Source organism: Vibrio coralliilyticus (genome assembly GCF_024449095.1).
GTDB lineage: Bacteria > Pseudomonadota > Gammaproteobacteria > Enterobacterales > Vibrionaceae > Vibrio > Vibrio coralliilyticus_A.
On record NZ_CP024627.1, the window covers coordinates 1773921 to 1792994 of the forward strand.

At 44.6% G+C, this 19074-nt stretch carries 19 protein-coding genes; 3 read left to right on the forward strand and 16 right to left on the reverse strand.

Going from position 1 to position 19074, the window contains the following annotated elements:
• Positions 1-46 precede the first annotated feature (46 nt).
• The 5 genes from CTT30_RS08345 to CTT30_RS08365 form a co-directional block, all read right to left on the reverse strand.
• A complete protein-coding gene (locus tag CTT30_RS08345; RefSeq protein WP_006962378.1) occupies positions 47-250 on the reverse strand; it encodes an MbtH family protein in 204 nt (67 codons plus the stop codon).
• 57 nt (positions 251-307) lie between these two features.
• A complete protein-coding gene (locus tag CTT30_RS08350; RefSeq protein ID WP_252034639.1) occupies positions 308-1963 on the reverse strand; it encodes a multidrug ABC transporter permease/ATP-binding protein in 1656 nt (551 codons plus the stop codon).
• Positions 1964-2063: 100 nt separating this feature from the next.
• Positions 2064-3995: a Fe(3+)-hydroxamate ABC transporter permease FhuB gene (fhuB, locus tag CTT30_RS08355; RefSeq protein WP_370689713.1), complete on the reverse strand. Its 1932-nt coding sequence runs from the start codon at positions 3993-3995 to the stop codon at positions 2064-2066.
• 41 nt (positions 3996-4036) lie between these two features.
• On the reverse strand, positions 4037-4918 hold the full coding sequence (locus CTT30_RS08360; protein ID WP_252034643.1) for an ABC transporter substrate-binding protein: 882 nt from the start codon (positions 4916-4918) through the stop codon (positions 4037-4039).
• Positions 4912-5676: an ABC transporter ATP-binding protein gene (locus CTT30_RS08365; RefSeq protein ID WP_252034645.1), complete on the reverse strand. Its 765-nt coding sequence runs from the start codon at positions 5674-5676 to the stop codon at positions 4912-4914. Before CTT30_RS08365 ends, CTT30_RS08360 begins: the two co-directional genes overlap by 7 nt.
• Positions 5677-5853: 177 nt before the next feature.
• On the opposite strand from CTT30_RS08365, the gene CTT30_RS08370 reads away from it, so the two are divergent.
• A complete protein-coding gene (locus tag CTT30_RS08370; RefSeq protein WP_252034647.1) occupies positions 5854-6567 on the forward strand; it encodes a 4'-phosphopantetheinyl transferase family protein in 714 nt (237 codons plus the stop codon).
• A 36-nt stretch (positions 6568-6603) separates the two neighbouring features.
• Here the strand turns inward: CTT30_RS08370 and CTT30_RS08375 are convergent, their stop codons facing one another.
• The 4 genes from CTT30_RS08375 to CTT30_RS08390 form a co-directional block, all read right to left on the reverse strand.
• On the reverse strand, positions 6604-7740 hold the full coding sequence (locus CTT30_RS08375; protein ID WP_252034649.1) for a glycerate kinase: 1137 nt from the start codon (positions 7738-7740) through the stop codon (positions 6604-6606).
• A 120-nt stretch (positions 7741-7860) separates the two neighbouring features.
• A complete protein-coding gene (locus CTT30_RS08380; protein ID WP_239866306.1) occupies positions 7861-8964 on the reverse strand; it encodes a sugar diacid recognition domain-containing protein in 1104 nt (367 codons plus the stop codon).
• Between the two features lie 146 nt (positions 8965-9110).
• Complete coding sequence (locus CTT30_RS08385) at positions 9111-10043, reverse strand: LysR family transcriptional regulator (protein WP_252034651.1); 933 nt, start codon at positions 10041-10043, stop codon at positions 9111-9113.
• 165 nt (positions 10044-10208) lie between these two features.
• Positions 10209-11117 (reverse strand): VirK/YbjX family protein, encoded by a 909-nt coding sequence (locus tag CTT30_RS08390; protein ID WP_370689714.1) that lies wholly within the window; start codon positions 11115-11117, stop codon positions 10209-10211.
• A 152-nt stretch (positions 11118-11269) separates the two neighbouring features.
• Between CTT30_RS08390 and CTT30_RS08395 the strand changes: the two genes are divergently transcribed.
• The gene (locus CTT30_RS08395; protein WP_252034657.1) at positions 11270-12592 is read left to right on the forward strand and encodes an IS4 family transposase; all 1323 of its coding nucleotides are present in this window, start codon (positions 11270-11272) and stop codon (positions 12590-12592) included.
• A 55-nt stretch (positions 12593-12647) separates the two neighbouring features.
• On the opposite strand, the gene ompV is transcribed toward CTT30_RS08395, so the two are convergent.
• The 3 genes from ompV to CTT30_RS08410 all read right to left on the reverse strand — a co-directional run bounded on the left by ompV (position 12648) and on the right by CTT30_RS08410 (position 15552).
• On the reverse strand, positions 12648-13424 hold the full coding sequence (ompV, locus tag CTT30_RS08400) for an outer membrane protein OmpV (RefSeq protein ID WP_252036627.1): 777 nt from the start codon (positions 13422-13424) through the stop codon (positions 12648-12650).
• A gap of 82 nt (positions 13425-13506) precedes the next feature.
• On the reverse strand, positions 13507-14814 hold the full coding sequence (locus CTT30_RS08405; protein WP_252034659.1) for an ATP-binding protein: 1308 nt from the start codon (positions 14812-14814) through the stop codon (positions 13507-13509).
• An 18-nt stretch (positions 14815-14832) separates the two neighbouring features.
• Positions 14833-15552: a response regulator gene (locus CTT30_RS08410; RefSeq protein ID WP_252034661.1), complete on the reverse strand. Its 720-nt coding sequence runs from the start codon at positions 15550-15552 to the stop codon at positions 14833-14835.
• A gap of 598 nt (positions 15553-16150) precedes the next feature.
• Here CTT30_RS08410 and CTT30_RS08415 point away from each other — a divergent pair.
• Complete coding sequence (locus tag CTT30_RS08415) at positions 16151-16348, forward strand: DUF2986 domain-containing protein (protein WP_239866294.1); 198 nt, start codon at positions 16151-16153, stop codon at positions 16346-16348.
• On the opposite strand, the gene CTT30_RS08420 is transcribed toward CTT30_RS08415, so the two are convergent.
• The 4 genes from CTT30_RS08420 to nirD all read right to left on the reverse strand — a co-directional run bounded on the left by CTT30_RS08420 (position 16328) and on the right by nirD (position 19071).
• The gene (locus CTT30_RS08420) at positions 16328-16810 is read right to left on the reverse strand and encodes a LabA-like NYN domain-containing protein (RefSeq protein ID WP_006962420.1); all 483 of its coding nucleotides are present in this window, start codon (positions 16808-16810) and stop codon (positions 16328-16330) included. The two genes, CTT30_RS08415 and CTT30_RS08420, sit on opposite strands and share 21 nt — an antisense overlap.
• 97 nt (positions 16811-16907) lie before the next feature.
• Positions 16908-17666 carry a uroporphyrinogen-III C-methyltransferase gene (gene cobA / locus CTT30_RS08425; RefSeq protein WP_252034663.1) on the reverse strand — a complete coding sequence of 253 codons (759 nt, stop codon included), beginning with the start codon at positions 17664-17666 and terminating at the stop codon, positions 16908-16910.
• 114 nt (positions 17667-17780) lie between these two features.
• A complete protein-coding gene (locus tag CTT30_RS08430) occupies positions 17781-18629 on the reverse strand; it encodes a formate/nitrite transporter family protein (protein WP_252034665.1) in 849 nt (282 codons plus the stop codon).
• Between the two features lie 118 nt (positions 18630-18747).
• Entirely contained in the window at positions 18748-19071 is a 324-nt protein-coding gene (gene nirD / locus CTT30_RS08435) for a nitrite reductase small subunit NirD (RefSeq protein WP_252034667.1), read from the reverse strand.
• Between the last annotated feature and the right edge of the window lie 3 nt (positions 19072-19074).

The window sequence follows — 19074 nt, forward strand, 5'->3', positions numbered from 1 at the left end:
AGGTACCTAAACAGCAGGTACCAAAATTAAGCAAAAGCGAGTGATGTTACTCTGCTAAAGCTTCTCGCAGGCTTTTCGGACGCATGTCAGTCCACACTTCATTTATGTGGGCAAGGCAAGTTTCTTTATTGCCAGTAACACCAACGGCTTTCCATCCATTTGGAATTGGATGATAAGTAGGCCAAATGCTGTACTGTTCTTGTGGGTTGATAACGACGGTAAATTCTGTGTTTGGGCTGTCAATACTCATAATATCCTCAACTAGATCGTTGTTGTTATTGTTTTGATTTTCTGGATTGTTGTTTCGTTAAGCGACGACACTTTCTACTGCTTGTTGAGCTTGTGATTTATCCGCAGTATCCAGTTCTGTCAGTTGCCCACTGTCCATTTTGAAAATGCGATCTGCCGCATCGAAGTAACGGTCATCGTGGGTAATAGCGATTACAGTCACGCCACGCTCCTTAAGCAGGGGCAGTAACTGTTGGTAAAAGACTTTTCTAAAGCGAGGGTCCTGATCTGCCGCCCATTCGTCGAGAAGCATGCAACCTCGCTGTTCGGCAACGGCCATCAGTAGCGCAAGACGCTTACGCTGCCCCTGTGAATAACGAACATCCGACAAGCGACCATTCTCTTGAGTCACTTTGTGGCTCATTTCCAGACGCTCCATCCACTCGTTGATATCGGCCTGTGGAACATCTTGGCCTTGTCCATCGGTTATCTGATGGAACAAGTAGAAGTCACTGAACACCGTAGAAAACTGCTGGCGATAGTGAGGCCAGTTGAGCTCAGTCATAGGTTGACCGTTCAAGAAAACATTACCTGTATGCGGGCGATAAAGGCCGGTCAGTAAACGAGCAAACGTTGATTTTCCGCTGCCATTACCACCAATGATGAAGATCATCTCACCTTTCGAAGCTTTAAAATTGATCGGGCCAACTTTAAACGGACGGTCATCGCCATCCGCGCGGTATTCATACGTCACTTGCTGGAGATCGATGCCTTCAAAGACTTCTGGTTGTTCATTAGCCTCAACAAGGTTTTCATTGTCACTTAAATCGAGCGATTCAAGCTTACGCATAGAAATATTGGCGCTAATCAGCCCCGGCAACGCACCGACTGCCGCCATAAGTGGCATGCGCATAAATAAGATGACCAGAGCAAAGGTAGAAGCGACGTCAAAACCAGCCCATCCTAATCCCAACGCCAGATAAAAGTTGAGACCAATCAGTGCCAGTACAATCGTGTTAGCCATGTTGGCTGCAAAACCATTGTAGATGTCCGCTCTTGTGACTTCGTCTCTATAACCCTTAGCATTTGGGCTGAACTCATCCTCGAAATAACGACGAGCGCGATTTGGGTTAAGTGATAGCTCTTTGCGACCGTCAATCAATGCCTGATAATCGTGATAAAGCTTGTCTTCAAAGTCACGAACTTGACGTACATGGAAAGTGATTCGAGTCACCAGTCCATAACCAATAATACCAGTCGCGCCTAACATCAGCAGGCTTACACCAAATAATGGTAGTGAGAGGAACGCGAGATAGGATAATGCCACTACGGTAAGTACCAAGCCATAAATCATTTCCGGCAAAGTAACGAAGGCAATAGTAATGTTACGAATGTCAGTGTTCAGTGATGCCAGAACCCCGGCACTCCCGACATCTTCTATTTGTTCAATATCCGTGTTGATCAATTGCTTAACCAATTGACAGCGCTTCGAATAAACGAACTGGTGACCTAACTTGTGCAGTGACACCTGCGCAACGGTTGCGGTGATCAACAAAAGTACCAGTAAACCAGCAAATTGCCAGATAGCACTATGAACACTGGTTGTCTGACTCAATAGTTCATATTGAATAAAAGCAATCACGCCAATGCTGAGAAAGGCACTTGCCACACTCAACAAAATAACCAAAGCGAGCGCTTTATGTTGTTTATGGGCCAACTGAAAAAGTAATTTCATCTCAAATCCATGTATTAATTATTATTGTGATTATCATTATCAACAAATTTTAAAACAGAATTGAGGAAAGCTGAGCATTGCCTCCCTCATGACTAAAAAATTAAAGTCTGCGAAGTCCCCACATCAGGTACATACCGCCAATCAAAGACGCCACCAAACCAGCTGGGATTTCTTGTGGGTACAACATTTGGCGCCCTAGCCAATCAGCGAAAAGCATTAGTCCCATACCGACAAGCGCTGAACAAATCAGGTGCTCTCTAGCTCGACTAAAACCAAACAAACGAGCGAGATGCGGCGCCATCAAACCGATAAAACTCAATGGGCCAACAACGAGAGTGGCGCTCACTGTCAGCAATGCCACCAGCAGTAATAGCAAACCTCTCGCCTGCCCGACTTTGACTCCAAGTGCTCGTGAACTGGCCTCTCCCAACGGTAGTATGTCCAGCCAGCGCACCGTTAAAAAACTGCCCCCTACAAGCACTAAAGTCGCAACAGTTAAAGGAAGCAAGGTCGCCTGTGTAACAAAGTAAGTGGAGCCAGAAAGCCAAGCTAGGACTTGGTAGCTCCTAGGGTCACCACCCGCCAATACGAAACTTTGTACTGCGTTCATCAGAGCTGTGATAGCGACACCGGTCAGCAGCACACGTTCAGGTTGGAACCCAGACTTACGGTTCAAAAGAACAATCACGGAGAGCGACGCCATCGAGCCCACAAGCCCACCTAAATACAAACCAACGAGACTAACGCCAATGCCAGAGAACATGGCAATGATCAAACCCAAAGCGGTACCAGAGCTGATGCCGATCACTTCAGGGCTCGCCATCGGGTTACCACTTAAACGCTGGATCACAGTACCTGCGGTAGCCAACATCACACCAGCCAGGGCGGCAGCAACAAGCCTAGGCCAACGCCACTCAAGCAGGTTCCACTCACCTGAGAACACTAGCCACTGCCAACCAGAGCTTTGGATTGAAATGGTACTAAAGATAAATAAAGCAACTGGAATAACGAGTGCAACCAATACAATGGCATGACGATTCAGGCTCTTCACCTGCTCACTATGGCGTGTCATGACCGTTTGCGTCTGGGTTTGACTGCGCATCGACAACCTTGGCAGTAACCACAATAAAAGAGGAGCACCTAATGCAGCAGTTGCAGCGCCCGTTGGCACAATCATAGCGGCAATACCTGGGAGCTGCTGGATAAGCAGATCCGTAAGCGTTAGTAGTAAGCCACCTAACAGCATGGAGACGATTAACTTAGGCACAAGACGATGCACACCAGTTGCGCGAGCAATCGCTGGGGCAGCGAGGCCTACGAAGCCAATCACGCCAACTTTAGCAACCACCCAAGATGTCAGTAACACTGCAAGACCAAGACATATTACGCGCAACTTCGCCAGAGACACGCCAAGGCTCTTCGCACCTTCTTCAGATAATTCCAACAAGGTTAGCGGCTTAACGAATAGAAATGAAATACCAATCGCTAACCCGAGTCTTGGGGCGAGATAAGCAATATCAGACCACCCTGTCTGAACGAGAGAGCCCGCCCCCCAAATCATTAAGCCTGCTAGCTTATCTTGATTCATCATCAACAGAACTGTGCTGACAGCACCGAAATAAAGGTTAATCACCAGACCCGACACCACCACAACTGTCGGTGAAAGTGCACGACGCCATGACAGTGCAAATACCAGTGCCATTGTTCCCAAGCCACCAAGCAAAGCAATCAGTGATTTAGAAAACGTCAGTAACCAAGGGGCATACAAGGTTGCCATCATCAAAGCAAAACTAGCACCACTTGCCACACCCAAAGTGGATGGTGACGCCAAAGGGTTGCGCAATACTTGCTGCATCAGTACACCAGCAGCAGCCAAAGCCGCACCTGCAATCAGTGTCGTGAAAAATCTAGGCCACCAAGTTAGATGTAATCTAACCGACTCTGGCGACATCCAATCGGCTTGGAAAAGGCTATTCACGCCTGCTGAGAAATTGCCAGAGGCATTCAACTGAAAGCCTGCAATGGTCAGCATAAATGCCGCAAGTATCGCGACAAGACTAAGAGATAAGGTTTTCATTGGGTTACCTCCTCAGCCAGAGCAGAGGTGACCAAATTAGCGAAACGCATCGCTGAGGGTAAACCACCAAAACTCCATGTTGGTTTTACGGTGATTACCGGACGACCCGTTTGCTCAATCAAATATTGCCAATATTGGTCTTGCGCTAAATGTTCCTTTACGCCAACAGGAAGAGGTTCTATAACGACAAATTGCGCATCGATACCCTGTAACTTATCAACACCTGTGAGAGCAAAGCCCCACGCGTTAGTCGCTTTGTCCCAAGCATTCTGAATGCCCAACTGATCCAATGCCACTTTATAGATGCTGTTCTCACCAAATACTCGAACATGTTTGGTATCCATAAACTGTACTAAAAGCACTGGAGCTATGTTGTCAGGCAGTGTTGCTTTTAGGTCATTCAATTCAGCTTCACTATTGGCTATAAGCTGTTCAGCTTGCTTATCAGCGTTAACCTCTTTTGCCATGCGGCGTGTGAAATCAGTGACGGCTTCCCAGTTAACCTCACCCACTTTATACAGACCAAGGATTTTTACGGGTGCAATACGAGATAACTGAGTCTCCAGCGAAGCAAAACGAGGAGAAAGGAAAATGGTGTCGAGGTTTAGCTCAGATAACCTTTCTTGGTTAGGCTGAGTGCGCAGACCAACGTCCACAGTCTCATCCGGTATTTTCGGACTTCTGACCCAGTCGTTGTAATCCGATTGTTGAGCCGATGCCACAGGCGTAACGCCAAGAGCGATCATGGTTTCAGTCTGAGACCAGTCAATGGACATCACTCGCAGTTTATCTTGTGAAACCTCTGATCCAGCCATGGCAGGCATTACTGCGGTCAACGTAGTAAGACAAGCGATTGTCATTCGTTTGATGTTTAGCATGGCATTGCAACCGGGTAACCTGCAGCGTGGTCGGTGATCTGCATTTCGATACCATATATATCGTTTAGCTGCTGTTCGTTAAACACTTCAGAAACAGAGCCCTGAGCGATCATTTTCCCGCTATGAAGTGCCACTATGTGGTCGCAAAAACGAGCGGCCATGTTGATATCGTGTATCACGATAAGAACGCCTAATTCGAGTTCAGTGGACAGTTTCTTTATTAGTTCAAGCATTTCTACTTGGTGAGCGATATCCAGAGCAGACAAGGGCTCATCCAAAAGCAGATATTGAGTTCTCTGAGCCAGAAGCATGGCTAACCACACTCGCTGACGTTCACCACCTGACAAAGTATCAACCAAGCGGTCTGCATACTTTTCTGTATCTGTCATCTGCATCGCTTGTTGAATGAACTCTTTATCTTTCGCACCTAAACGTCCAAGTAAGCCGTGCCACGGGTAGCGACCAAAACTCACTAGGTCTTTTCCTGAAAGGCTATCGGTCGATGGTAAATGCTGAGGAAGATAGGCAATTTGCTGAGCGAATTTCTTATCTGACCAATCGGAAACTGATTTGCCTTGTAGCAAGACATCTCCGCTGGTGGCATTTTGCTGCTGTGCGAGAAGTTTAAGTAACGTTGATTTACCTGAGCCGTTGTGACCGACAAGCGCATAAATCTTGCCAGGCTCAAAATTCATATCAAAATCTGACAACAAGTTTCTGTTGCCAACGCTAAATGCTAGTTTTCTAGCTTCGAGCATATTATTTCCCTTAAACTCTCTTTTTACATAGGGTTAATCAATAAAAACTATCAATTAACAAGGTGGAATTTATATAACAGCAAATAGATAAATGCAAACCATTTTCATTTGCAATACTATTTACAGATGATATGGTGCCACCCTGTTTCATAAGGGTTAAGCTTAAAGATTTAAGAAATGAACACTCTGATTAAAAGCGAACAAAATTGGCTTCAAAGTCTTCCACACCTGCCATTTACTGTTAATCAAATGGAACTGGTTGTTTGCATGGTTTCATACGATAAGTCTCTGTTTACCAAATCACTTTATTCAATTCGTGTTCTGCCCAATTCAATACGAAAGGCACATTTTTCACGTCAGGCTGAATTTGTCGCAGGCCGCACTGCAGCTGAAAACGCCATGGCACTTCTTGGTGAGTCGCACAAGATAGGCATAAATTTAGATCGCTCTCCCAATTTCCCATCTCACTTGACTGGCTCAATTTCTCACTGTGAAAACTACGCGCTTGCCGTCGTAGAGAGGAAGACAAAACTAGCGGATCATCACCTAGGCGTGGATATCCAACGTGTTCTTTCAGATCAGGAAGTACAAGATACTCAGGCTTTTATTGCGAGAGAAGAGGAAATAGACTTGCTTGTTCAAACAGGTCTAAGTCGAAATGAAGCGGTCACATTATTGTTTTCAGCGAAAGAGTCACTCTACAAAGCTATCTACCCTCAAGTTCAGGAGATCCTTGAGTTCGATGTCGTTCGTTTAGTGAAAAGTAGTGAAAATAGTTTAAGGTTCGAATCGAACCAATATCTGATTTCGAAGGGAATTTCTAGGACTTTGGAGAGTCACTATGCATGGTTTCAACAGTGTGTGATTTGTCTCTCTAAAGTGGCAGTATAAATACGGCAGTGCTATCCACTACCGTATTCGCTGAACCTAATGACTTATCTGATAAGTCCGAGCTACGTTTTCTGCAACATTTGCTAGGTTAGTAGCGGCTTCATCAAATGCTTCTTGCAGCGACATTGGCCTAGGTAAACAGGCATAGACAGCATCAATACCGTGCTCATAGACCGCTTGAAAATTATTCCCAGTACAACCTGCAATCGCTATGACAGGAAGATCAAATTGCTTAGCTAGCTTTGATACCCCTACGGGAGTTTTACCATGAACCGTTTGGTCATCAATTTTACCTTCACCAGTGATCACTAAATTCGCACCCATCAGTTTTGACTCTAACTCAACCGTGTCCAGAACAATCTCTATACCCGGCTTTAATACTGCATTAGCGTAGCCAAGTAAAGCCGCGCCCATTCCACCAGCCGCACCAGCACCAGCCGCAGTAAGCACAGCAACACCAGCACTTTTTTCCGTTACTTGACCAAAAATCTCTAAAGATTGATCGAGCAAGGCCACATCTTGCTCATTTGCCCCTTTTTGTGGTCCAAAGACAGCAGATGCACCTTTATCACCACAAAGAGGGTTATCTACATCACATGCGACGACCACTTCACATTGTCGTAGTCGCGGATCCAGATTGGAAGTATCAACACTTTCTAGGTTTGCTAGGCTTGCACCGCCAACAGGCACAAACTCTTCGCCTGTTTTATCTAAGAAAGTAACACCTAATGCGGCAAGCATCCCAGCGCCAGCGTCATTAGTCGCGCTGCCACCCAATCCGACAATTAGCTTTGTTACACCTTGATTTAACGCGTGCTTAATCAGCTCACCAGTTCCGAAGCTGGTTGTGATCTTAGGGTCTCGTTTTTCTGCTGGGACAAGGTGTAAACCACTTGCTTCAGCCATTTCGATCACAGCGGTTTTGCTGTCACCCAAAACACCATAGAAAGCTTGCACTGGTTGACCTAATGGTCCTGTTACCTCAGTGAAGACTTTCTTCCCAGCACTAGCATCAATTAAAGACTGAACCGTCCCTTCCCCACCATCGGCAACTGGCACTTTGACAAACTCAGCATTAGGCCATACTTTTTCCAAGCCTGTCTGGATTGACTGAGCTACTTCTATTGCGGATAAACTTTCTTTAAATGAGTCTGGAGCGATAACAATCTTCATATTGGCCTATTCCTTTCCACCGTTACTGTAGACATTATGGAACAAAACAAGAGCCACAACACTGTGCAAACTAACAAAATAAAATCATAATTAAACTTAATTATTGTATATTTGCACAATTTAACTAAGCTTACCAAGCTGAATAGCCAGATAAAGCTGCGCCATATGAGAGAAATCTGTTGTCTCAAATCCGGTGATTTCTGTGATCTTGTCCAAACGGTATTTTAGAGTATTTCGATGAATAAACAATTTGGAAGCCGTATCATTTGCGCTGCCATTAGCATCAAAGTAGGCCTCCAAGGTCGCGACTAGCTGGCCTGATTTATCATGCTCGGTCAAGGTGGCTATCATTTGTGACAGTTGCTCTCCCTGCCAAGTACCATGCAACGGTGCTAATAAAACTGGCAACTGATACTCTTCAAGAAGATAAACCGCATTCTTAGGGCGCGCCGCTTTGCCTATTTTCATTACCTGAAGCGCTGAGTGGTACGCGGTTTGCCATTCATCTAGACTGTGGGCAAACTTTCCCGTTGAGATCTTTAGATTTCGACATGGTATTTGCTCTAACCAATGAAGCCACTCGTTCACTTTGCCTACGCTCAAAGGCTGTTCAGTTGGAACAAATATAACTAAATGGCGAGCAGACAAGTGAGCGCAGAGATGATGTCCCGACTTTTGGTACAGATGCTCCGTAAGAGTTGTGGTTGAACTATCTTGATTTGGCATCTCGACCAGCAGTAGCTCCCATGAATCACTCGGATTCACTGAGATTTGTTCAGCACCATCACGCATTTCCGATGGGGTCAAACGCCCTGTTAAACAGGCTAGGATAAATTCATCTTTATATCGCCTGTCACGTTGAACTTTTTCCAGCAGGTCAGCTTGATCAATAATCAGCTCAGCCGTCATTGCCACAAGTTCAGCTACACCACGAATCTCACTAGGCTCCCCTGTAATCCCCACCACACCAAGGATCGCATTCTTATGCTTTAATAACAGGTTAACACCGGGTTTAACCCCAGATAAGAGTTTGCAGTCTTCTGAAGTGACTTCAACTGACGCTTTTCGGTTTAACGCTAGCAATGCCCCGTCATGGGTCTGGCCAATGCGTGATTTCTCTCCACTCGCGACGACCATACCAGCATTGTTCATTACGTTAATGTTGTGACCAATAATCGGCATTGTGCGATCAACAATTCGTTGAGCAAGCTGAGCATCTAACATGATCTTCCCTGAACTCTTTGATTTTTAAACTTTAGAGAGTCTGACAGATCTCTACTCCTGCTCCTACAAGATTTTCATTGTTTTGCATAAAAGTGACAATAGAAGAAAATGACACATATGCCAGTGGCATCAATTTAACCAATGGCTCATGAAGTTTCCACTTCAGCAGAAAAAGCAGCGATCAAGTGCTCCAAAAACAGTTTGAGGCGTTTAGGTTGATATTTACGGTCACGGTAGACGGCATAAAGCTCAGAGTCATTCATTGAAGAAATGGGCTTAAAGTCGACGCGAAAATCTGGTAATAACACCTGCAATGCACCCATTTTTATATCAGTCTCAACATCTAACCTTGATTTAAGCGCAATTCCCACTCCTTCCCTAGCCCAATGACGTATTACCTCACCATCATCTGAACAGCGAAAACTCCACACTTGCTGGGATGAATTACTCTTAGACTCTCTGTGCTGAAAGTACCAAAGCTTCATCTCTTGCTCATTTCTCAGCAGAGATAAGCACTGGTGTGTTTGGAGTTGTTCAGGAGAATTGGGCCGACCATGGCAGTCAATATAAGCGGGTGACGCGACCAAAACACGTTCACTCACTGCTAGTTTTCTGGCAATCATGCCACTGTCGGGAGGAGAACCATAACGTATCTGAAGATCAAGGTTACTTTCCGACAAGCTAGATAAATTATCATGCAGTAATAGATGAGGCACAACTTTGGGATATAGCCGCTGAAAGGTATCGATAGCAGGCATAACGAACTGCTTCCCAATATCTTTAGGTGCTGAAATTCGTATTTGCCCCTCTATTTGAACAGCGGTGTTCTGCAATTTCGCTTCTGCTTCACGGACGCTTTCTAAAATCTGCAGACAGGACTCATAATAATTGAGGCCAGAATCTGTCAGCGCGATATGTCGCGTATTGCGATTGAGGAGTTTAACGCCGTGTCGTTCTTCAAGCCCTTGTAACCTTGCTGTTACAGTGGCAGGTGATAATCCAAGCTCTCTGCCGGCACTTGCCAACCCTTGATGTTTGACAATCAGAGTGAACAATTCCATATCCGCTAATTTATCCATATACCTTTTCACACCATTGTTCGGGATAGCTAAATTATAAATTTTACTTTCACTCAATTATCAATTAATAGCAAACAAATAAAATGCACTCATCGCCCGATAAAGTGAAAAAACGAATGATGGCCAACCTCTTAAGCCACGTGAAAACACTTTCTATATCGATGTTCAGCCCAACAATTCATCTAGGCGTATTCGAATTGTTTTTTGCATCTCTTCAAGCCAAGTGTAACGTTTTGTGTAAAGGCGTCGCTTGGCTTTTTTCAATGAGCTTGGATCTTTACGAGCAGGACAAAGAGGTATTTGATACAAATATTTTGATACCTCTACACCACCATATTCTGCCCACAATTCAGAATAGTTATACGTGATGCTTGAGCGCTTAGAGCCCGTATACCTTAGTGCTTGGTAGACATGGCCTTTGTTGGTAATACCATAAACCGATTCAACACCCCACTCACGTGCAAGTATCAGAAGTACCTCTAGCATAAGCGCTTTGGGGCGAAGCCCGTGCATTCCGCGCGTCAGGCTTTTAATAATTTCACCACGACCAGTGATATGATCGCCTGGGCCTTGCAAGGCTCCAATGTGGATTTCGCGTTTTGGTGACGAAGAGATATTGAAGGCTAAAGTAAATAAATCCTGTTTATTTTCATCGACCAACTTCAAAGCCAAAGACCCTTCCCTTTCTGGACCCGCACACAGTATAAGACTGCAATCCTGAACACCCAACAACAACCACCCTGCTTCAGAGTAAAAATCGAGGAATGCGCGTCCGTACATTTGGTGTAGCGTCTGAAAATGCTCATATATTTTTATGGCACGTTGCTTAGGGCGCCACTGTAGACAAACAAATGGCTTTAGAGGCTTTTCAAACATCCTTGGATTTGTCTCTGTAATTGGACGAAAGTCAGGGTGTTCAAATAACCGCTGCATTTGTTTAAGCGCATTGGGTTTTAACATTGACCACAAACAGAAACGAACGTTATATCGGACTTTCTTTAAACCATGGATTTCAGGATAAACCCTCTGTGCGACAAGCGGCAGAGATCGTATAAAAGTAAAATAATCGGACAGCATGGTTTCACTTAAATTCAAAATGGTGTGGAACTTGAAGAACGAAGGTATGTAAGCCTGACTAATACAGTCTAATGCCGATCGTTTTAGAGACTTGAACGATCCTGAGATCGTATGATAATCCCCACTAACAAAGTTAGTGGGGATTTTTTATGTTTGCTCAAGAGCTGCTTTTGGCACATGAGACTATCGAGGATGGTAAAAACTATGAGTCTGTAGTTAATGCCATTCAGCTTGAATGGATAGAACAAGCTTTGCTTGATACGTCTAAAGCAAGCATTAGAAGGCGACGCTTACCAGCGCAACAAGCCGTCTGGCTCGTCATTTGGATGGGATTGCAACGGAATAAATCAATCAAAGAAGTATGCAGTTCTCTTGACCTAGCTCTCCAACCTAAGCCTCAGGATTCTTGGTCTCGTGTTGCACCTAGCGTACTTACTGACTCTAGGCGACGTTTGGACGAAGCTCCTCTCGCTGCTTTGTTTAAAACCTCTATGGCGGCATGGGAGAGCGACGCGCTAGTAAAGGATAAGGCGCTAGGGCTAAACATTATGGCCGTGGATGGTACCACTTTTCGTTGCCAAGATTCAGAAGACAATGCGCAAGCGTTTGGATTCATTTCTCAAAAACATAAACCTTATCCTCAACTGCGCTTGGTCGGTCTGATGGCTACCGAGACACGTTTTATGGTAGGGGCTGCATTCGATGCTTGTCAGGTCGGTGAGACAACACTGGCACGCCGATTATTAGGAGACGTGCCAGCAAACTCACTCACATTGTTTGATCGTTGCTACTTTTCTGCCGACCTATTGATATCGTGGAATGCTGCTGCCTCCAATAGCCACTGGCTAACCCCTGTGAAACGCAAAGTAAGATATGAAGTTTTGGAGCGTTTTGCTGAAAACGACATGCTTATCTCTATGCCTGTTTCACAGCAAGCTCAGCGCAATAACCCTAATTTGCCGACTCATTGGCAAGCACGCCTCATCCTCTACAAAGACCCAAAAGGTGAAATTGAAGGCTTTATAACTTCACTGGTTGATCCTGAGAAATACTCATTAGAAGACTTATTGACTGTCTATTGGCAACGCTGGGAAATAGAAGAAGGTTACGGTGAGATAAAACAAACTCAGTTACAAAATGAAGTCACCTTGAGAAGTCGTTTTGCTGCTGGTGTTAGACAAGAGCTCTGGGGAATATTGCTGGCGTACAATTTGGTGCGCTTAGAGATGGTTCATATTGCTAAAGACGCTGAGGTAAGGCCAACTAGAGTGAGCTTTACAGCGGCAATAAATTTGATAGATACCCAGCTACGTTGGCTAGCGCTTAGCCCTGACGGAACTCTACCGAGCAAACTCAAGCAAATGAGGGAGAACATAAGTCACTTCATTTTACCGGATAAAAGGAAGGACCGAACGTATCCACGTTCAGTCCTTTTTGTCCCACCCAAATACCCATTTAGGTATAAGCGTTAATGCTTATCCGAACGGCATTAGACTAATACAGTCAGGCTTCGAGCGGAACTTTTGATTAGAAGTGATAAGCGACGGTTGCACCCACCATCCATTGATTAGCACTATCAACAATCGGAGAGTCTGAGATATTGTCACCTAGGCGAGTGTAAGCTGTCGTTTGGGTAACTTCCCAACTGTCATTAATTGGCATGATCAGTTTATAACCTAGGTTATAAGAGACATCGCCACTTCCTTTATACGCCTTACGTGTTTGAGTCGCTTCTTTATCTTTAACACCAAAATAGTAATCGACGTAGTCTTTGCTCTGATAAGTTAAGCCCGCAAATGGAACAAGGTCCATGCGTCCTACACTCATAGGTAAGAAGTAAGTGACACCTGCAAGGTAACCATCATAAGTATCCGTCACGTCATGCTGAGCGTAAGTAGAGATGGTACCTTGAGATAAGTGGAAATCAGCATTAATACCCAAATCCAAACTCGCTTTGCGCTTATCCATCCCCTTTAGGAAGTCAGAGGTGTCATGGTCATACATCAAGCCAGAAGTACCCAAGTAACCACTCATATTGAACATGTCACCGGTATTCCCAAGGAATCGGTAGTTGACCCCTTGCAGGCTCGCATTGAAGTCTTCACCTTGGTAACCAAAGTTACCAAGAAGCGTCGCATTATGTTTTTGGTCCTTGTAAAGGTCACTAACGCCAGCAACACCTAACTCAGCAATCCAACTATTTTCCTTGGTATAGATATTACCGTTGCGAATGTAAGTATCGCCTGCTGCATGTGCCGCAGTCGCAGCAACAAGCGTAGAGATTAGAATGGTCAATTTTTTCATCATTTTGTCCTTGTGTTAACTTGTTATGAACACTGTACAAAACAATTCAAACTGACAATATATTGACTTTGTCACTCGTTTGTCATCGTTTGTCAGATTCCTCTGACAAACGAGGTAAACGTAATACAAACTTGGCTCCACCTAACATACTAGCCCCCACTTCTGCGTGTCCACCATGGCGTTCAGTGATCAATTTTACGATCGCTAACCCCAAGCCAAACCCTGTATTGGTCTTATTTCGAGAAGGGTCCGCACTATAAAATGGATCAAAGATGAAATTCCAATGATCAGTAGGAATACCTGGACCGTCATCTTCGACAATGATCAAAACGGCATCGTTCTCTAACATGGCGGAAAGGCGTATCTTCTGTTCGGCATAGCGCAGCGCATTAGACAACAGGTTATTAATAGCACGCTTAAGCAACGCACTATCGCCTTCAATGAATAAGCTGTGCTCAACTTCTACTTTAACCATCTCAGCTTTTACATCGGGCAGTTTATTGGTCAGCGCATGCATAAATTGGTTGAGATCAATTGCTTCAATGTTAAGCACTGAGTCCGGACGCTCAACTTTAGCGAAGTAGAGAAGCTCATCGACCATTTGTTCCATCTCTTCCGTATCTTCAATGATGCTGGCGATTTTATCGTGCTGCTCCTTAGTTAAGCTCTCGTCCTGGAGCATTTCTGCCTGCCATTGAATACGGAAAACGGGGGTTCTTAAATCGTGGGCGACGGAGTTGGTAAGTGAGCGGTTACTGGTAATAAGATCGGAAATCTTATCGGCCATATAGTTGAAACTATCATTGAGAGAGCCTACACGATGTCTACTGCCCGTTGGCGCTCTTGAGTTAAAGTCCCCTTGTGCGAACTTCATCGTCGCCTCCTCAAGAGTACGGACTCGCCGGCTTAGGAACCAGATCAATCCAGAGGTGTAGATAAAAAAGCCGCCTAAAATAAACCCCCAGAGAATGTCATCGTCAAATTCAATGGCTTTACGAAGATCGGACTCCACATCAGGTTGAACTCTATAAATAACATCAGGAGACGACAGCATGAACCAAAAGTCACGCTCACCATCGTAGAAAGTGAATGGGTGAATACGATCATTGTCAAAGTAGTTTTTTACTTCGTCAGGCACATCAGAGCTAGGGAAAACAGTCAAAGTTTTTGCGGTATTATCGATGAATTCTTTCAAAACGGCCAAGGCATTCTCCTTGCCCTGATGGTCTGAAATCGTCATCAACACCTCTCTAAATGCAGCTCCTTCTAGGTCTTCTAAAACAAAGTCATAATCTGTGTTCAATTGATAGATGATGATTTCATACGCAAACAAACTTAGGGTGAACAGCACCAATAATCCGAAAAATGTCTCAATGTAAATTCGGCGCATACACCCTTACCCTCAAATTTATGACCAGCTATCTGGTACGAACAAGTAACCTTTGCCTCTAACAGTGATGATGCGTTTCGGTGTGGCAGAGTTATCACCGAGTTTTTTTCTTAAACTCACCACTTTGTTGTCAACCGTACGATCTAAACCATCATACTCAATACCACGTAATCTCTGAGTCAGGACATCACGTGATAGCACTTCGTCTGGTGAGCTGGCCAATATCCACAACAGATCAAAATCACTGTCAGACATACTGACTTGGCTGCCTGCTAATGTGCAGATCTTACGCGCATGATTCAGGCTTAACTGACCATAAGTCAAGGTATTCGCCAGTTTTGACTCATTCTCTGTTGTTGATTCTCCAACAGGGGCTCGTCGCAGTAACATACGCATTCGGGCAAGTAAGACACGTGGCTTGATTGGTTTACTCACAAAGTCATCCGCACCGATTTCAAGCGCCGCAACATGGTCAAAATCATCATCACTTGCAGTCAACATTAAGACTTTACCGGAGTATTTCGCTCGAATCTGTCTACAAATTGTCAGGCCGTCCATTCCCGGCAGCATCAGATCAAGCAATAATAAATCAGGTTGTCGCTCGACAATTGCATCAATAGCGCTACTTCCATCTTCAAAAGTCGTGACATCAAAATCTTGTTTAACGAAGTATTCTTCCAACATAGAACGTAGCTTTACATCGTCTTCAACTATAAATAGGGATTGCAAAGAGCTCATCAACCATTTACCAGAATTCTGAAATTTGAGGTGAGATAATATTAGCGCAAGGCTATCAAAGTTGCCTTATCAAAAGTGCGCTTAACAAACTTATTTTGAACACAGTTCAATTATGAGACAGGCCTTGATTCATATAGACAGATACAACATAAGCCATACGTTTGAAATTAGGTTAGTGGAAGCTTAAATGAAGGCTAATTTTCCTTCTAAACAGCGCTACTTTGAGTTTAATTTTAAAGCGCTAATTTTCTAAAAAGCATAAATCATCCTTAATGACTAATATTCATCGCAACAAATCGGTAGGGTGAATTGTGCGAAGTAACAGTAAATTGCTCACTTACGGCGTCCTGTAGTTTGTTGTTACTTCATTCCCTACAGAGCTAGCTTGGACATTAAGACGTGATTAGCTGTGTGTTTTTTGGGGGCCCTTCTCGCCCCCGTTTTTTTGAGCTTTCATTCCCTTTCCCCACCTATTTTAATAACCCCCATGCCAAAACAGATCAGATGAACCAGTGGGGCCACGTATCCAAATAGGAAAGATGAAGAGTCAAACAAAGTCTGTTACTATGCGCGCCCCTCTGAATACTGGGCGACAGTGATGAACCGTAAGAAGAAAATTAACCAGATCCTAAAATCGAAACAGAAGAAGCAAAACGCGAAGCTACATAAAAGCAACAAACCTCGCTACATTTCTAAAGCGGAACGAGCGAAGCTTGAAGCAGAAGAAAAAGAGCAGCAAGCCGCTGCACAAGCGGAAAATGAACAAAGCGCAGACTCAGGTTCGTCTGAGCAATAATTCTTCTTCAATCGGGATGAACTTATCGCACACGTCGATTAGTGACTGTGCGCTAAGGCCCGGCACACCAAACACATCCACTTTGGTACCAAACCTTTCCTGGACTCGTTTGACTAACACGTCAAAGTCACCATCTCCAGATAACAGAATGACTCGGTCAACCTTGCTGGCAGCTTCGTACACATCCAGAGCAATACCCACATCCCAATCGCCTTTGGCGCTGCCATCTTGTCGTTGAATAAATGGCTTCAGTTTAACGTTAAAGCCAATACCGCGCAGGATATGATGAAACTGTCTTTGTTTCGGGTCATGTGAAGCAATCGCATACGCATGAGCCTCAGTGACGTCTCGACCTTCCGTTGCAACGTACCAAAACTCATTGTAGTCAAAGTTTGCACGGTACTTTTCTCGTGTTGTGTAGTAGATGTTCTGGACATCAACGAAAATGGCGACTTTTTCCATCAGGAATCCTGTTTAATCAATAACGCAGGCATAGTAACAGTTATTGAACTCAAGCTGTTGGTTTTCTATGGATTCTGATGCGAAAGGCAAAGACTCTTTAATTAAACCATTTCAGCTTATCGTGCAGCGAGGTCACGCTACCAACAACAATAAGTGCAGGGCTGACTGCTCCCTCTGCCAGCTTGGGTAAGTCTTTTAGTGGCCCAGTGAATACACACTGTTCGCTGCGTGTTCCGTTTTCAATAATGGCGCAAGATATCTGTTCATCCAGACCATTTTCGATAAGCTTGGTGGTAATTCGCTGGCTCTGCTTTAGACCCATATAAAATACCAGTGTGTTGTTAGATTGGGCCAGTGATTGCCATTCAATTTCTCGACCATCTTTTTGCACATGCCCCGTAATAAACTGAACGCTCTGAGCGTGGTCACGGTGTGTCAACGGAATGCCAGCGTAAGCAGTCGCGCCAGCTGCCGCTGTTATTCCCGGTACCACTTCAAAGTGAATTCCATGGATAGCCAACTCTTCCAGCTCTTCACCACCACGACCAAAAATAAATGAGTCCCCACCCTTGAGCCGAACAACACGTTTTCCTGCCAGTGCTTTTTCCACCAAAATCTGGTTGATTTGATCCTGAGGCACGCAATGAAAATCCAGCTTCTTGCCGACATAAACCATCTCAGCTTGAGGATTGGCTAACGCCAATATTTCTTTAGAGACAAGGCGATCATAAACAATCACTTCTGCTTGCTGTATTACTCGATAGCCTTTCACGGTCAGTAAATCTGGGTCTCCAGGGCCTGCGCCCACAAGAGAAACAAAACCGCATTTTGGAGAAGAATTGGGATGAGTAGTCATAGCTGGGCCTGTTGATTCAAATTTGGATATAAGAAGTAGCGCTCAATCATCAATCGCGACTTTTTATTGCCAAACTCACAATAGCCCCACGGTATGTCATGGGGCCATATCAACTTATTTCGCCATTACTGGCTTAGTTTTAACTTCCTGCTCAGAATCAATGGCAGGGACAGTTTTCGCATGAGTCAGGTAAAGAGGAATACAAGTGAACAACAAGCCACCGACAATGTTACCCAGAATCGTTGGAATAAGGTTGAAGTTCAGCCAAGTTGCAATACCAAAATCGGCCCCAAGAATCATACCCAGTGGGAACAAGAACATGTTCACAACAGTATGCTCAAACACCAAGGCAAAGAAGATGAAAATCGGTAACCACATGGCTGCGATCTTGCCAGCCACACTGCGAGCCGTCATATTACCAATCACACCAAGGCAAACCATCAGGTTACAGAAAATGCCACGCACAAAACAGGTAATCCATCCGTCCATTCCCATATTTTCAAAGCCAACGGTACGTGCTGTTGATACCGCGATAAATTTCTTAACTACTGCATTCGGGTCCAACGTGAAGTTGCCTGTTAGAGAGATAGCAACCAGATAAGCGACAATCAGAGAGCCGATCAAATTACCTAGGCCAACCCAGCCCCAACAACGGAAAACGCGGTGCCAAGTGATACCTGGTCGGCTGTCAAACTTGGCAAGAGGTGCGAGGCCAAAAACACCAGTGACCAAATCGTAGCCCATCAGGCTGAGAATACAGAAGCCAACTGGAAACACTAGCGCACCGACAATACCAATACCTGTCTGTACAATAGTTGTGATGGCAACCACAACGGCCAAAGATAAGATGATACCCGCCATTGTGCCGCGTAAAACCAAATCACGTGTACTGGTTTTAGTTTTCGCTTCGCCAACATCGATCATCGTTTGTACGAATTCGGCAGGTTTTAATGCAGAAGACATAGCTGCGTCCTTATTAAAATTGAAAGTTAAAATTGAATAGTGAAAGGTTCGTTGCTTTACCTGTTCCCAAAAGGAAAGCAACAAACCTTTAAGCTATTAAATCTCGCTTAATGCCTTACTAAGCCGACACTTCAACCTGCCCTTTAACAACACGTGTTTTGTATGCTTTAACACTGAACTGTTCATCTTCCATGCATAACCCTGTCGATAGATTGAAGCGCTGCTTTTTCAGTGGGCTAGCGACCCACAACTCTTGGTTGTGCTCGACGATCAATCCACGGGAAAGCACATTCGACTGATAGAACGGATCGGTGTTGCTAATTGCCATCACTTCTTCAGCATGGGAAGGGCGAAAAATGGCAATCTGCTCCCCAGAAACCAACGCACACACGCCAGTGCCCGGGATGATATCTTCAATACTGCATACTTTTGTAAATGCCATGAT

Coding starts and splice junctions, on each gene's coding strand:
- CTT30_RS08395 (WP_252034657.1), top strand. CDS start 11,270: ATGTTTGCTCAAGAGCTGCTTTTGGCACATGAGACTATCGAGGATGGT.
- CTT30_RS08350 (WP_252034639.1), bottom strand. CDS start 1,963: ATGAAATTACTTTTTCAGTTGGCCCATAAACAACATAAAGCGCTCGCT.
- CTT30_RS08365 (WP_252034645.1), bottom strand. CDS start 5,676: ATGCTCGAAGCTAGAAAACTAGCATTTAGCGTTGGCAACAGAAACTTG.
- CTT30_RS08370 (WP_252034647.1), top strand. CDS start 5,854: ATGAACACTCTGATTAAAAGCGAACAAAATTGGCTTCAAAGTCTTCCA.
- CTT30_RS08345 (WP_006962378.1), bottom strand. CDS start 250: ATGAGTATTGACAGCCCAAACACAGAATTTACCGTCGTTATCAACCCA.
- CTT30_RS08375 (WP_252034649.1), bottom strand. CDS start 7,740: ATGAAGATTGTTATCGCTCCAGACTCATTTAAAGAAAGTTTATCCGCA.
- CTT30_RS08380 (WP_239866306.1), bottom strand. CDS start 8,964: ATGTTAGATGCTCAGCTTGCTCAACGAATTGTTGATCGCACAATGCCG.
- nirD (WP_252034667.1), bottom strand. CDS start 19,071: ATGGCATTTACAAAAGTATGCAGTATTGAAGATATCATCCCGGGCACT.
- CTT30_RS08385 (WP_252034651.1), bottom strand. CDS start 10,043: ATGGATAAATTAGCGGATATGGAATTGTTCACTCTGATTGTCAAACAT.
- CTT30_RS08410 (WP_252034661.1), bottom strand. CDS start 15,552: ATGAGCTCTTTGCAATCCCTATTTATAGTTGAAGACGATGTAAAGCTA.
- CTT30_RS08420 (WP_006962420.1), bottom strand. CDS start 16,810: ATGGAAAAAGTCGCCATTTTCGTTGATGTCCAGAACATCTACTACACA.
- CTT30_RS08405 (WP_252034659.1), bottom strand. CDS start 14,814: ATGCGCCGAATTTACATTGAGACATTTTTCGGATTATTGGTGCTGTTC.
- cobA (WP_252034663.1), bottom strand. CDS start 17,666: ATGACTACTCATCCCAATTCTTCTCCAAAATGCGGTTTTGTTTCTCTT.
- ompV (WP_252036627.1), bottom strand. CDS start 13,424: ATGAAAAAATTGACCATTCTAATCTCTACGCTTGTTGCTGCGACTGCG.
- CTT30_RS08415 (WP_239866294.1), top strand. CDS start 16,151: ATGAACCGTAAGAAGAAAATTAACCAGATCCTAAAATCGAAACAGAAG.
- fhuB (WP_370689713.1), bottom strand. CDS start 3,995: ATGCTGACCATTGCAGGCTTTCAGTTGAATGCCTCTGGCAATTTCTCA.
- CTT30_RS08360 (WP_252034643.1), bottom strand. CDS start 4,918: ATGCTAAACATCAAACGAATGACAATCGCTTGTCTTACTACGTTGACC.
- CTT30_RS08430 (WP_252034665.1), bottom strand. CDS start 18,629: ATGTCTTCTGCATTAAAACCTGCCGAATTCGTACAAACGATGATCGAT.